Source organism: Bifidobacterium sp. (assembly GCF_022640935.1).
Lineage (GTDB): Bacteria > Actinomycetota > Actinomycetes > Actinomycetales > Bifidobacteriaceae > Bifidobacterium.
In genome coordinates this window covers 1-13,255 of sequence record NZ_JALCCV010000004.1, presented here as the reverse complement: position 1 = coordinate 13,255, position 13,255 = coordinate 1, and the positions used below count along the sequence as shown (strand labels likewise).

Sequence of the window (13,255 nt, the reverse complement as noted above, 5' to 3'; positions counted from 1 at the left end):
GGTTGCGGCATGAAGCTGGGTACCGCCTTTCCGGACTACGTTCCGGGACCCGGTATGCCCTCAACCTGCTGCCTGTCATTCGCTACTTGCCATTCCTGGGCAGCGACACCTCGTAGCCGAGATTGCCGATGCGCACCAGCGGAGGATATGCTTTGCGGATGGCGGTGAAGAGCGCAATGCCGACCACCAGACCGCACGCGGCTTGAACACAGTTGCCCGGCACCTCAGTGAGTGCCGGGCCCCAGCCGGAGAGGAAGCTGCCCGCGACCAAGTAACCGATGACCTTCCACACCGCCGAGATCACGGAGCCGAAAATGAGATATGCAGGCTTGAACTTCTTTACGAGCACTCCCATGAGTACTGCCTGCCCGCCATCGATCACGAAGGTGAAAGCCGCCCACTGCGGGTAGCCGGAAATGAGGTCGGAGAGCGCCGGCCCGAGTCCGCCGATCACACCGCCAATCCATGGGCCGAAGGCCAACGACGAGAAGTAGATCATGGCATCCGAAAGATTGAAGTAGCCGCGCGTGGGAGCGGACGGGATGCGGACCGCAAAAGTAAGCACAGTAGTGATGGCTGTCATGACGGCGACCAGGGGAATAGTGCTCGCAGTGAGAATGCGTTTCCTTGCCATAGTTATCGACCTTTCATCGGATGCTCACAATGGCCATAATGCAATGTGGCGCACAACTGTGAAGCCTGACCTACTGTAGTGGATTGTAGTTTCATCGAAGGAACGCTGCCGTTAATTGGTTTAGCGTATATACGAGAGCAGTTGTCTGCTCGCGATCCCTCTCGCGCGGTCGCGAATCGTTGAGACTGATTATGCACTCGGGAATTCTGCAGCTCAGTTTCCGCAGCTGGGCGGAACGTGGAATACGGTCTGCTTATGAACGGCTCAACTTGGGGGCGAAAATGGTGTATTTGCGTTGTGTGAGGCGTTATCAGGCTGTTGCGGAGGTCTATCAGCGTTGTGTGAGGCGTTACTTATTGCAGAGTCGAGTATCACGCAGGCAAAACCGCCATTTTCAGACCTCGCTACTTGGCTCTTATGGATTTGAACGCCTCACATAACGCCGATAGACCTCCGCAAGGCATGATTAACGCCACATACAACGCAGTTATGGCCGAGGCTCGGGGGTTATATGTGTCCTGCAGCGCAAAATGTAGTTGATTGTGGTGACGGCTGACGAGCAAGCAGTCACCACAGTTGAGGCCGGTCTAGGCAAAGAGCAGCTTGAACAGCCACGCTCCTACGATCGCGCCTACTATAGGTGCCACAACCGGAATCCATGCCTCGCTCCAGCGTGAGGAACCTTTGTGTTCGATGGGCAGGACAGCGTGCAGAATGCGAGGCATCAGGTCGCGGGCGGGGTTCAGTCCCGGCCCGGTGGGGCCGCCCATGGAAGTCACCAGCCCCCATACGATGAAGCCGACGACGATGGACGCGGCGCCGAGATTCTTGGCGCCCCATGGGTCGGAGAGCGTACACAGGGCGCCGAGCACGAGGATAAACGTGCCGAAGAACTCGTTGATGAAGTAGTTGAAGCGGTTGTCTTCCGCATCGGTGGTGCAGAAGGTGGCGAGGATCGCCTCGGGCTCGGTGGTAGAGCCGTAATGCGGCAGATAGGTCACGTAGACGATGAGTTGGCCGGCCAGCGCGCCGAGCAATTGTGCCACAATATAGGGGAGCGCCTCGCCCCAGGGGAACATGCCGTTAGCCGCCTGCGCGAGCGTCATCGCAGGATTGATATGTGCCCCGGAGATGCCGCCGAACATGAGCACTGGAAACATCACGCCGAAGCCGTAGCCCATCGCAATGTTGAGCCAGCCGGCGTGGTGACCCTTGGTTTTGCTCAGCTCCACATTGGCGACGGAGCCGTTGCCGAAGACCATCAGGAGCATCGTCCCGATGAATTCTGCGGCCAATTTGGTTGATAGAGCGTATTCCACGGATGTCCTCTTCGTTCGCTTGGCGCATGCGCGACGGCGGGTCCACGGCTGCAAGTCGCCCGCTGCAGACCCGATGATGGTTGGTGGTGTGCGTTGCCATAGAGCGAACGAAACCGTATGAGAGTTTACGCTGAGGGCTGACTTTTGTCATTGGTAGCGTGTGCTCCGCTCGTGAAGTGTTTTTCGTTGATGCTGTTTTACCAACGCAATAGGAATCGCAATTGTTGCATTGAACAGATGACATTCTTGACGGTGCCTGACGATACGTCAGCGATCTGGGCCGTTCCCTGGCTCCACTATGGTTGTAACCATGCGAAGAGCGACGGTGTATGACGTGGCGGAGCAGGCGGGGGTGTCCACTGCCACGGTTTCGTTTACTTTCCATCATCCAGACAAAGTCAAGCCGGCAACGCGTGAGAAAGTGCTGCGAGCTGCGGAGGGACTCAATTATGTGCCCAGCGCCAACGCCCGAGGGCTGGCTCGTGGGCGCACTGGCGTTTTCGGCTTATATTCTTTCGACATGCTTATCGAGCGCCCGTTAGGCGATGAAGACGATGCGGTCATTTCCGACGTTGGGCAGGCCGATGCCGATAATCATGACGGGCCTGATGTCTTGGCTTACCCGTTGTACGTGGATGAGGTGCAGCGCGGATTCGAACTCGAATGCTGGCATCGTGGTCGCAATGTGCTGCTGGGCTCCGCTTCCGCCGCGAACGACGGAGCCGGTATCACAGATATTGCGGGCAGGGTGGATGGCCTCGCGGTGTTTCCGGGTCAGTTCGCCGACGATCCGTCTTTGTCTTCGCTGTGCCGCAGCATTCCGATCGTAAGGCTAAGTGAAGGTCGAGCTGGCGATCCGGCAGCTTATATCGCATGTGACAATGTATCCGGTATGAACCAGCTGATTGACCATCTCGTTGATGTGCATGGATTATGGAACATCGCGTTTATCGGCAAAAACGACAACTATGATATGCGTTCGCGGTTTGCCGCAATGCAGGGCAGACTGAGGTACCGAGGATTGCCCGTGCCTCAGCAGCCTTTGGACGAGAGTGACGCAATTTGCGAAGAGCATTTCGTGGCATTGTGCAGGGCAATTGACGAGGGTCGGTTGCCTCAGGCATTGGTCTGCACAAATGATCAGACGGCTTTCGATGTCATTCAGGTTCTGCATGATGCCGGCGTCGATGTGCCGCGAAACATTGTCGTGACCGGATTTGACGGTGTTCTCGCCGGTGGTCTGTTGTCTCCTGGCCTGACAACGGTTCGCCAACCCATGGAGGCCATGGGACGTATGGCTGCTCGGCTGCTCGATGAGCGCTCCGGTCGGCCGTGGGAGAATCCGGTGAATTTCGTCTTTCCGGTGCGGATGGTCGTGCGGGGAAGTTGTGGGTGTCAGTAGCTCAGCAAACGAACAGGAATAATCGTCAGGTCATGCGGGAAACTGGGAAAGTGCCTTTGGCTGAAGGCATGTGGATGCAGAACCAGGAAATGATCGGTTGGCGGCGGCTCCTGTAAAGGGTTGTCGGGCAATGGGGTAGAACGGTTGCGACGGCGTGTTGAGCAGGAGTTGACAAATATGGATCTAAGCGCTTAAATAGAAGGACATCTAAGCGGTTAGTTTGTAATGGAGTTCAAGGAGGAACGACATGAGGCATTCAATATCGAAGACGACGCTGGCTCTTGTGGCCAGTGTGGCAATGCTTGCTGGGGTTGCTGGTTGTGGCCGCACCAATAGTGGCTCCAGCGCCAGCGCAGACGAGATGATAACTATGGATTCAGGCAAGGCAACCGGAGACCTCACTGTGTGGGCGATGGGCAACGAGGGCGACCAGCTTGGCGGTTTCGTCAAAGGATTCGAGCAAGAGAATCCGGATGTGAAACTCAAGGTCACGGCCATTCCCTGGGCTTCGGCACACGATAAAATTCAAACCGCGATCGCTGCAGGAACGGTGCCTGATGTTATCCAAATGGGCACGACATGGATGGCTGACTTTTCGAATTCCTTTTCGAGGGTGCCTGAGAATTTCGATCTGACCGACTTCTCGGAAGGGCCGCTCGCTGCCGGAAAAGTTGATGGCGTCCAGTTCGGCGTACCTTGGTATGTGGATAGCCATGTGCTGTATTACCGGACTGATATCGCAGCGAAAGCAGGCTGGACGAAGGCTCCGCGAACATTGGATGAGCTCAAGCAGATGGCTACCGACACGAAAAAGGTCGATGGAGTAAAAAACGGCTTGTTTATTGCATCCTCCGGGGCGGATACCTGGCAAGGGACATTGTGGGCATATTACTCTCAGGGTGTCAAATTAATGGACGCGGCAGACGACAATTGGACGCTTGATACACCTGAAATGAAAAAAGCAACAGCATACATCGATGCTTTCTTCAAAGATGGCATTACCAGCACGACACTTGATGCGACGCCAGGCCTTCCAATTGCCCAGTTTGTATCTGGGGAGACACCAATCATGACTGGCGGTCCTACTGCGATCAGCCAGATCGCAGAACAAGGCGCAGACGTGCCCTATGCGACAGCAATGATTCCCAAGGGAACCAGTTCGACATCATTTGTGGGAGGCGCTGATTTCGTCGTTCCCACGGAATCAAAGAACAAGCAGGCAGCATGGAAATTCATCCGCTGGATGACAGAGCCGAATACCCAGATTGATTGGTTTGAGCAGGCATCGGTTCTTCCCTCGTCACAGCAGGCATGGTCATCGAAAACACTCAGTGGTGATGAGAAGCTCAAGGCATATGGTGAGCAGTTGAAAAGCACGATGTCTCCTCCCTCGGTTTCCACTTGGGCGCAGGTATCGGCAGCCGGGGATCAGATCATGGAGCAGATACACAAAGGCCAGCTCAGTGTCAATGACGGTCTAAAAAAACTACAAACCGAGGCTGATTCGATCGGCACGGGGAAGTAGGCACGATGTTCAGACGTGCATCAAGCAAGGCGAAGGGCACAGGCAGCGCCCTTCGCCGTCGCCAGACTGTGCTGGCATGGGGATTCGCGCTGCCTTTCGTTATTATCTTCTGCGTGTTCATGCTGATCCCTCTCATCTCTTCTACGGCAATGTCGTTCACCGACATCACATCTCGTGATCTGCGTACGCCATTCAATGTGAATTTTGTCGCGCTGAAACAATATGCGGCGCTGTTCAGCGATCCACGTTTCATGCATTCGCTGAGCGTCACGGGCGTCTTCGTACTCATCGGCCTGCCGATTACCATGGTGATCGCCTTGGCCTTCGCGGTGGCGCTCAACAAGGGGGCGCAGCATCTCAACGCATTCTTCCGCGCGTTGTTCTATGCACCGGTCGTTGCCAGCGTGGTCGCCGTTTCGGTGGTGTGGCGCTACATTCTGCAGGGCGACGGTCTACTGAATTCGCTGTTGGCGCTCGTGGGCGTCACCGGGCCCGACTGGCTTCATGACACAAGATATGCGTTGCCGGCACTGATGATCATGACGATCTGGCGCAATATGGGCACGCTGATGATCATTTTCCTTGCAGGCCTACAGGCTGTCCCTGAAGAGCTTACGGAAGCTGCCGCAATCGATGGTGCGAGCCGGTGGCGAACCTTTCGTTCTATTACCTTGCCGCTGCTTAAGCCGACCTTGTTGCTGGGGGCGGTGCTGCTTTCGGTCGCTTATCTTCAGTTCTTCGAGGAATCCTTCGTAATGACCCAAGGCGGACCGCTGGATTCTACGCTGTCCGCTGCATATTACGTGTACCAGAAATTCGGATTCGGTCAGTATGGCATCGCATCTGCCGCCAGCTGGGTGCTCTTTGTCATCATTGCCGTAGTGAGCATGGTGCAGTTCCGTATCCTTCGGTCTGAGCGCTGAAAGGGAGAGATATTATGAGTGCAACAAGGCCACCTATTCCTGTGCAGGTGCCGGAGAACAGGCTGCGGCTACGGCGCCGGTTTATGAAAGGCCGCGGATTGTCGTACATCGTATTGTCGATAATCGCAGTCGCATGGATATTCCCGTTCCTGTGGATGGCTTTGGGATCGTTGAAAACGCAGGGTGAGATTCTCGCCAGGCCTCCGAGGCTTTTGCCTGAGCATGCGACGCTTGCCAACTTTGCGCGATGGTTCACGCAGCTGCATTTCGGATCATATTTCACCAATAGCTTGGTCGTAGCCGTTATCACCGTGTTGGGGAATATGGTGTTCTGTTCAATGGTCGGCTATGCCTTGGCCAAAATGAATTTCGCGGGCAAGAACATTCTGTTTGGCGCAGTCATGGTCACATTGATGGTGCCAAGCGTCGCCACCTTTGTGCCTCTGTTCGTCATCATCTCGAACATGCATCTGGCCAACACCTATGCGGCGCTGATCCTCCCGTTCCTATGCCAACCTATAGGAGTGTTCCTGATGAGGCAATTCATAGCAGGCATTCCCGATGCCTTGATGGAGGCTGCGCGGGTGGATGGCGCGGGGGAGTTGCGCATCTTCTTCCAAGTCGTGATGCCGCAATGCGGCCCGCCGTTGGCGACGCTGTCTATTCTGACGTTCCTGTCCAGCTGGAATAACTTCCTCTGGCCGTTGGTCTCGGCACAGACCGAGGAGATGTATACGCTTCCAGTAGCCCTTTCGCTGTACTCCACCGGTCAGAACGCGACGAACTACAGTGTGCTGCTTGCCGGGGCGGTTCTTGTGATCACGCCTATCCTGCTGTTGTTCATCTTCCTGCAGCGCTACTTCATTCAGGGAGTAACGATGACGGGCATTAAATAATTGAAAGGAATCATATGACTTCCCCTGTTTTCGATTTTCCTGAGAATTTCATCTGGGGAGCCGCTACGGCTCCGCATCAGGTCGAAGGCAACAATGTCGCCAGCGACTGGTGGGCGCGCGAGCATTCGCCCCGCACTGACGTCAGCGAACCTTCCGGGGACTCCTGCGACAGTTACAACCGGTATGACGAAGACATCAAACTGCTCGCCGAAAGCGGGCTGGCAATGTATCGATTCGGCATTGAATGGGCACGTATCGAGCCGGCGGAAGGGTGCTTCTCCAAAGCGCAGCTGCTGCACTACCGACGGATGATCGACACCTGCCGCGAATGCGGAGTCGAGCCCATGGTGACGTTGTACCATTTCAGCATGCCGCTCTGGTTCGCCGCGAAAGGCGGTTGGGACAGGCCGGACGCACTCGAGAAGTTCGAACGCTATGTGCGTTACGTGCTGCAGATTCTGGATGATGTGACATGGATATGCACCATCAACGAGCCGAATATGGTCGCGCTCACGCAAGGCGGCACGCAGGGCACCGATTTCATTGCGGCCTCTCTGCCGGCGCCTGATCCGGTAATCTCCAAGGCGCTGGTATCGGCTCATCACATGGCCCGCGGCATTATCAAGGAGCAGCTGCCCGGATCCAAGGTCGGCTGGACCATCGCCTGCCAGGCTTTTCACGCTGTGCCGGGCTGCGAAAGGGAGATGGAAGAATATCAGTATCCGCGCGAGGACTATTTCACCAAGGAGGGGTCGGGCGACGATTTCATCGGCGTCCAGGCGTATCTGCGCACCTTTGTCGGCAAGAACGGCCCAGTGCCGATAGCCGACGCAGTGGAGCGCACCCTGACCGGCTGGGAGTATTTCCCGCCTGCGCTCGGCATCGCAGTGCGGCATACATGGGAGACAGCCGGGCATACGCCGATCTTCATCACCGAGAACGGCCTCGCCACGAACGATGATCGACGCCGCATCGACTATACCTTTGACGCGCTCGCCGGCGTGCATGAAGCCATGAAGGATGGCATCGCCGTGCTCGGCTACACGCATTGGTCCCTGCTCGACAACTACGAGTGGGGTTCGTTCAAACCCACATTCGGTTTGGTCGGTTGGGACAAGGAGACATTCGAACGCCGGCCGAAGCCTTCATTGGGCTGGTTGGGAGATGTTTCTCGTACTCATACGGTTTCGCATCCGTATCGATGAACTGATCATGGCCGCCAGCACGCCACCGGAACGCAGCGCACTGGCGGGGTGCTGGCGGACCATATCGTTGGCAGGCGCGAAGATTATCGCTGCATCGAACGGTTGGCGGCATGCCGTAGGTAACGCCAACGGATGAATATCAGGCTCACGCCAGCCGTCGGCTATTCATCCCTGCGGCTGAGCGCACGGACGCGCATGGTGCCACTGTACACACCCATTCCAGAGCCGCTGCGTTTTTGGCGGCAAGCGCATCACCTCGGGTTGCGGTCGATGCGGATGTCGGAGACGGTGAGATTGAGATCGTTGACGAGGTTGGCCAGGATGATGGAGGCGAGCTCGTCGGCGCGCATGAACGAGTGCTGTTTTCCGGGCGACACGTAATCGTGGCTGTCGCGGTAGAAGTCAGTGTCGATGCCGCCAGGATAGACGCCGACTATGCTGACGCTGCTACCCTTGTATGCTGCCTTGAGGCTTTCCGTGTAGCCGCGTTCGCCCCATTTGGCGGCGCAATATACGGATTCGTTCGCATTGCCGCGCGTGGCGGCGGTGCTCATCACATTCGCGATCTTGAGATCTTGTTCGCCGCAGGCCTTGAGCGTCTGCACGCACCACAGGATCATGCCGGTGAGGCCCTTGAGACAGCGAGCCACGTCGTCGGCCGTATACCCGGTCGGCTTCTTGAACGATGGCTGGCCGGCGTTGTTGATCAGCAGATCCACATGGCCGAGTCTGCTGATCTGCGCTAACGTTCGCTGTGCGAAGCATTCGTCGGTGATGTCTCCGACGAATGCGCGGAAATGCGCGGCATCGGATTCATCGGCGAGTTTGCGCATGGCGGTTGCATTGAAATCTACGCCGCACACCAGCCAGCCTTTGTCGATCAGCTGGCGCGTGAGTTCGTAGCCCAGCCCTGCCGCGCATCCGGTCACGATTGCGATTCCGTTCGCCATGGTGCTGCCTTTCCTGAGATGCCATTCCGATACGGTCATTTTCCGAGCCAGCATAGGCGCAAAGCACATCCCCCGGCCCAGGGTGATGCTGCTGAGGCAGGGCGTCGCATCACCGGCGCCAGCCGCAGGCCGGGCCGATCAGTAATTGTGGTGCGAAAGCCAGTACTGGTAGGCGCCCTGGACAGAGCCGTAGCGGCCTGCGCAATACTGCCAGAACCACCGGAGCTGCGTCTGATAGTTCGTTGCCCAGTCGGCGCCCATACTGCCCATCTTGCTGCCTGGCAGCGCCTGAGGCAGGCCGTAGGCGCCGGATGGGTTCATGGCGTTGACGCGCCAGCCGGATTCATGCGAAATAATGAAGACCGTGGCGCTGAAATCGGCTTCCGAATAACCGTTGGAGAGCATGTAGTCATGCGCCCACTGCTGCATCGCGCCTGCGGGAACGGTGGTGCCGATGCTGGCAGCCGCGGCACGCGCCGCCCCGCCGGCCGAGGCCGATCCGGAACCACTGGAACTCGTGCCGGTGCCGATGAGGATGACCTTGTCGACCGGTGCGGATTTGACGAAGGAAGCGAAGACATTCGAGTCAACGACCTTGCCGCCGGCCCGGGTGACGATGCTCGTGGTCTCCATCACGCCGGCCTTGCCTTCGGTCTCGACCTTCTGCTGTCCCCGCAGCAGTGCGGAGGTCTCCTTCTTCACGATGTTGAAGTCGATGGGAGACTGCGAGGTCTCCAGCCGCGCGCCCGCGCGACTGATGGTGATCACGGTGGATTCGGTGACTTTCGTGTTCAGCGCGGGGGAGACGGTGTCATTCGGTTCGAGGGTGATATCGCCCGTGTCGAGCACGGATTTAACATCGGTGAAATTATCGCCGAGCACGACGCGGGATTGGCCGTTCACCTTCACCGTGACATAGACGGTGTTGGCGTTGGCGCCACGCAGCGGTTCGCGGAAGGAGCCGCGGGACACCTCTTGCGCGTTGGCGTCGGTGGCGGAATATGCGGTGACATGCGAAGTCTGATGCTCCGCCGCATAGAAGCTGCGCGAGGCGACACCCGCACCGGAAAGCAAGCCTACGGCAACGAGAAACGCTGCGATTTTCGTCCACTGCCGTTTGCTCAGTGATCTCAGCGTGGGCACTTCCTTGCGGTGGTTGGCCATTATGCTCCTTGTTCAACCAATAATCCAGCGGCACGCCTGAGCGGTGCAATTCGTGCTCCTTGGAACCGCCGATCTCGGCCGAACCGCTGCTCGCGGTAACCAGTGGGTATGCGCATAGCCCACTACTATATAAAGTGGTGTGGAAGTCTTCACAATTCGCTGTGTCTGCACTGCCTGTTCTGCAGGCCACGGCACGAGCTGCGTCAATGTGGAATCCGCGCCGGGGCAGACATGGCAAGATGCGACGGAGCCGGATTTTTCCGCGGCTCCGCCGCATCTTGGTGTCGGGCTATCGAACCGCGGCATAGCCGTATAGGGACAACACCGATGGCGTCGAACTATGACTCGCGAACCATGCCACCGTGGGACATGGCCGAAGTCAGGCTTTCAGGCTCGGGGATTCGTCCTGCTTCTTCGCATTGGCGGCGTCCAGGTCGAGGCCCTTCGCTTGCGAGATAAGGTCATCGAGGTCGGAGGAGCGTAGTGCGCCCGCCTGCTTGAAGATGATCTGTCCCTTCTTGGCGATCATCAGGGTCGGCACGGCCTTGATATCGGCCGCAGAGGCGAGCTCCTGATTCTGATCGATGTCGACCTTGGCGAAGACTATGTCCGGATTGGCCTCGCTCGCCTTCTCGTACACCGGTCCGAACGCCTTGCACGGGCCGCACCACGTGGCCCAGAAATCCACGAGGACCAGTTCGTTGCCGGTGAGCGTTTGTTCAAAGTTCTGTGCGGTGAGAGCTGTAGTTGCCATTATTGGCTCCTTTCCATATATCTGTCGCGCCATTTACGCTTCCAGCATTCCAGCACCACTCAACAAACCCGCCTGGGATAAGCTCTTAGGCGAAAAGCGGGGTCGCGGGGAATAGCAGCAATGCGCTGCATCCAGGATTCGCCGCTCCCGGTGGCGTTTCGTTACAGGCCTCAAGCGTTGCGGCCTGTGTCATGTGCAGTTGCCTCATCCATGCGATGCGCAGGCAGCGCAGTGAGATATCCACAATTCCCACAGAATTCGCTGATGCGACGGTGATAATCCCGGGCGATAATAGGAGTCATGCAAGTCCTGAATGATGAAGTGCCTGATGACGATGACTTCGATGCGAACCGGCGCCGAGGGGCGTTCGACGGCATCACGCCCGAGGATTTCGTGCGCGGGTCAGCGCACGCGAATCCGCCCGGATGGCTTTCCCGCGAGGACATCGACCGAATCCGCCGCCAGATTCCCATCGTCTACGTGCAGATCGTCCCTGTGCGCACCGACGACCTGGGCCGGGTGACGCGGGTCGGCTCGCTGCTGCATGTGGGAGAGGACGGCTCCGTCGAGCGCACGTTGATCGCAGGGCGCGTGCTGTTCCATGAGACGCTACGTGAAGCGATTGCGCGCAATATTGCCAAGGACCTCGGCGATATCGCCATCCCTGATCTGCCAGTTGGCCTGCAGCCCTTCACCGTGGCCGAATTCTTTCCCACCCCGGGCGTGTCGCCGTATTACGACCCGCGCCAGCATGCGATCGCGCTGTGCTATGTCGTTCCCATCCCCGGCGACTGCAAGCCGCAGGACGAGACGCTCGATGTGGAATGGTGCGACCCCGAGGGAAATCAGATACAAGGGTGCATCGAACAGATGCCCAACGGGCAGGGCGACATCGTGCGCAAGGCTTTGGCTTGGGCCGGAGCATGAGCCGGCATGTGGGTCGGGGGAGCTGGGGGACGCGGTGTTTGCTGAGGCGTTTCGCTCAAACGCAACGCAAGACGATGAGCTGTGATCATGCGTCGCAATAGCTGCAACGGCGCCATGCGGCAATAGCGTGTGAAAAGAACGAATGGAAGAATGCCAGGAGGTTTTGAACAATATGACAATGACATTGAAAAACACCGTCTACCGCACCGGAACAGGCGATGCCGCACCGCTCGTGCTGGTGCATGCTTTCCCGGTCGACCACCGCATGTGGGACGATTGCGCGCCATTGATCGGGCGGCTTGCCGACGAGCGGGGACTGCCTCGATTCACGATCTGGGCTCCTGAAATGCCTGGTGCCGGAGACACCCCGATACCTGGCGCCGCGCAGAGCGGGACGGTCGAAGCTGACGGCTCATACCCGCAGGCCCTTGATCGCATGACGGATGCCTATGTCGATTTGGTGCGCCGCGCCGGATTCGAAAAGGCCGTGTTCGTCGGCCTGTCAATGGGCGGCTATGTGGCGATGGATATCGTCAAGCGCCATCCGGATATGCTGGCTGGACTTGCGCTGTGCGACACGCAGCCCGGTCAAGACGCGCCCGAAGCCCGCGCGAATCGGCTCAGGATCGCCACGCTGTGCGAGGAGAGGCACAGCGTCGAACCGGTGATGCATTTCGCGCTGCCCCAGCCGGGGGATTCAAGATTCAAGCGATCGCAGCAATGCGTCGAACTCTTCACCCGGTGGATCCACGGGCAGAGCCCGGCAGGCATCGCCTGGCGGCAACGCATGGCGGCGGGCAGGCCCGACTTTACAGATCAGCTCGCGACGATCACGGTCCCATCGGCTGTGGTGTGCGGGGCGCTGGATCCTTCGCTTCCTGCCATGCGCGATTTCGTGCCTTTGATGACAGGCACTGCAGTGGCTGCTACAACAATCGAGGATTGCGGGCATTTCAGCGCGGTCGAGCAACCGGCCGCTGTGGCGCGGGCGCTGGTCGATCTCATGCAACGCGTCGTGGAAAATCCTGCGGTAGAGCATGCGGCAGTAGAAAATACGGTGGTGAAGGATTGATGGCGGCGTTTTCTGCGTTGGCGCTCACCCAGGCGCTTCCGTTCCTGCCGTTGGCCCAGGGCGACACCGATTATGATACCGGGCGGAGGGGCGAGCCCGGACTCATCGAGACGCTGCTGGGCGGACCGGAGGCGCAATCGACTTCGGTCATGCTGGTGCGCGGCGGGAAAGTAGCGGTTCCGCGCGGGCAAAAAGTCTTAGGGGATTACGAGAACGCGCACATGCGGCTCGCCGAATTGCCGGGGCGCTACGTAGGCGCGGAGCTGGGCGACTACCCTGAAGTCATTGCGCTCTATCTCGGCGCCTACGGCCACGCCGATGCAGGACGTGCAGCCGCGCGGCCCAGGGCTGCGAACACCGACGGCGCCGATGGTGCCGGCGACGTCGGGCGCGACGGCGGTGCGGACAATGTCGTAGACCGTTTCGCCGATAACCGGCGGCATGTCATCGCCCTTGACCTGACGCGAATGTTCGATGGTTCGCA

The 13,255-nt window shown here is 58.4% G+C and carries 12 protein-coding genes and 2 pseudogenes; 9 read left to right on the top strand and 5 right to left on the bottom strand.

The genetic code is table 11. The annotated features are described in order from the left end of the window. Window positions 1–82: 82 nt before the first annotated feature. Window positions 83–634 carry an ECF transporter S component gene (locus LKG04_RS02270; RefSeq protein WP_291759591.1) on the bottom strand — a complete coding sequence of 184 codons (552 nt, stop codon included), beginning with the start codon at window positions 632–634 and terminating at the stop codon, window positions 83–85. A 587-nt stretch (window positions 635–1,221) separates the two neighbouring features. Beyond that, complete coding sequence (locus LKG04_RS02265) at window positions 1,222–1,953, bottom strand: MIP/aquaporin family protein (RefSeq protein WP_291759588.1); 732 nt, start codon at window positions 1,951–1,953, stop codon at window positions 1,222–1,224. 298 nt (window positions 1,954–2,251) lie between these two features. Here LKG04_RS02265 and LKG04_RS02260 point away from each other — a divergent pair. The 6 genes and pseudogenes from LKG04_RS02260 to LKG04_RS02235 form a co-directional block, all read left to right on the top strand. Continuing rightward, window positions 2,252–2,401, top strand: a pseudogene (locus LKG04_RS02260) (LacI family DNA-binding transcriptional regulator); the annotation flags it as partial. 183 nt (window positions 2,402–2,584) lie between these two features. Continuing rightward, a complete protein-coding gene (locus LKG04_RS02255; RefSeq protein ID WP_291763212.1) occupies window positions 2,585–3,355 on the top strand; it encodes a LacI family DNA-binding transcriptional regulator in 771 nt (256 codons plus the stop codon). Between the two features lie 247 nt (window positions 3,356–3,602). Next, window positions 3,603–4,880, top strand: a complete 1,278-nt coding sequence (locus LKG04_RS02250) for an extracellular solute-binding protein (RefSeq protein ID WP_291759581.1) — start codon at window positions 3,603–3,605, stop codon at window positions 4,878–4,880. A gap of 5 nt (window positions 4,881–4,885) precedes the next feature. Beyond that, window positions 4,886–5,803, top strand: coding sequence for a carbohydrate ABC transporter permease (locus tag LKG04_RS02245; protein WP_291759578.1), 918 nt, complete (start codon window positions 4,886–4,888; stop codon window positions 5,801–5,803). Window positions 5,804–5,817: 14 nt separating this feature from the next. Next, window positions 5,818–6,699, top strand: coding sequence for a carbohydrate ABC transporter permease (locus LKG04_RS02240; protein ID WP_291759575.1), 882 nt, complete (start codon window positions 5,818–5,820; stop codon window positions 6,697–6,699). A 14-nt stretch (window positions 6,700–6,713) separates the two neighbouring features. Next, window positions 6,714–7,904, top strand: coding sequence for a glycoside hydrolase family 1 protein (locus tag LKG04_RS02235; protein WP_291759572.1), 1,191 nt, complete (start codon window positions 6,714–6,716; stop codon window positions 7,902–7,904). A 251-nt stretch (window positions 7,905–8,155) separates the two neighbouring features. Here the strand turns inward: LKG04_RS02235 and LKG04_RS02230 are convergent, their stop codons facing one another. The 3 genes from LKG04_RS02230 to trxA form a co-directional block, all read right to left on the bottom strand. Further along, on the bottom strand, window positions 8,156–8,854 hold the full coding sequence (locus LKG04_RS02230) for an SDR family NAD(P)-dependent oxidoreductase (protein ID WP_291759569.1): 699 nt from the start codon (window positions 8,852–8,854) through the stop codon (window positions 8,156–8,158). A 138-nt stretch (window positions 8,855–8,992) separates the two neighbouring features. Then, window positions 8,993–10,018 (bottom strand): G5 domain-containing protein, encoded by a 1,026-nt coding sequence (locus tag LKG04_RS02225; protein WP_291759566.1) that lies wholly within the window; start codon window positions 10,016–10,018, stop codon window positions 8,993–8,995. Between the two features lie 379 nt (window positions 10,019–10,397). Further along, window positions 10,398–10,772 carry a thioredoxin gene (trxA, locus tag LKG04_RS02220; protein ID WP_291759563.1) on the bottom strand — a complete coding sequence of 125 codons (375 nt, stop codon included), beginning with the start codon at window positions 10,770–10,772 and terminating at the stop codon, window positions 10,398–10,400. Window positions 10,773–11,072: 300 nt separating this feature from the next. Between trxA and LKG04_RS02215 the strand changes: the two genes are divergently transcribed. The 3 genes and pseudogenes from LKG04_RS02215 to LKG04_RS02205 all read left to right on the top strand — a co-directional run. Then, window positions 11,073–11,699, top strand: a complete 627-nt coding sequence (locus LKG04_RS02215) for an NUDIX hydrolase family protein (protein WP_291759560.1) — start codon at window positions 11,073–11,075, stop codon at window positions 11,697–11,699. Window positions 11,700–11,871: 172 nt separating this feature from the next. After that, on the top strand, window positions 11,872–12,771 hold the full coding sequence (locus tag LKG04_RS02210) for an alpha/beta fold hydrolase (RefSeq protein WP_291759557.1): 900 nt from the start codon (window positions 11,872–11,874) through the stop codon (window positions 12,769–12,771). Continuing rightward, window positions 12,771–13,255 (top strand): annotated as a pseudogene (locus LKG04_RS02205) (hypothetical protein); the annotation flags it as partial. The gene LKG04_RS02210 and the pseudogene LKG04_RS02205, both read left to right, overlap by 1 nt.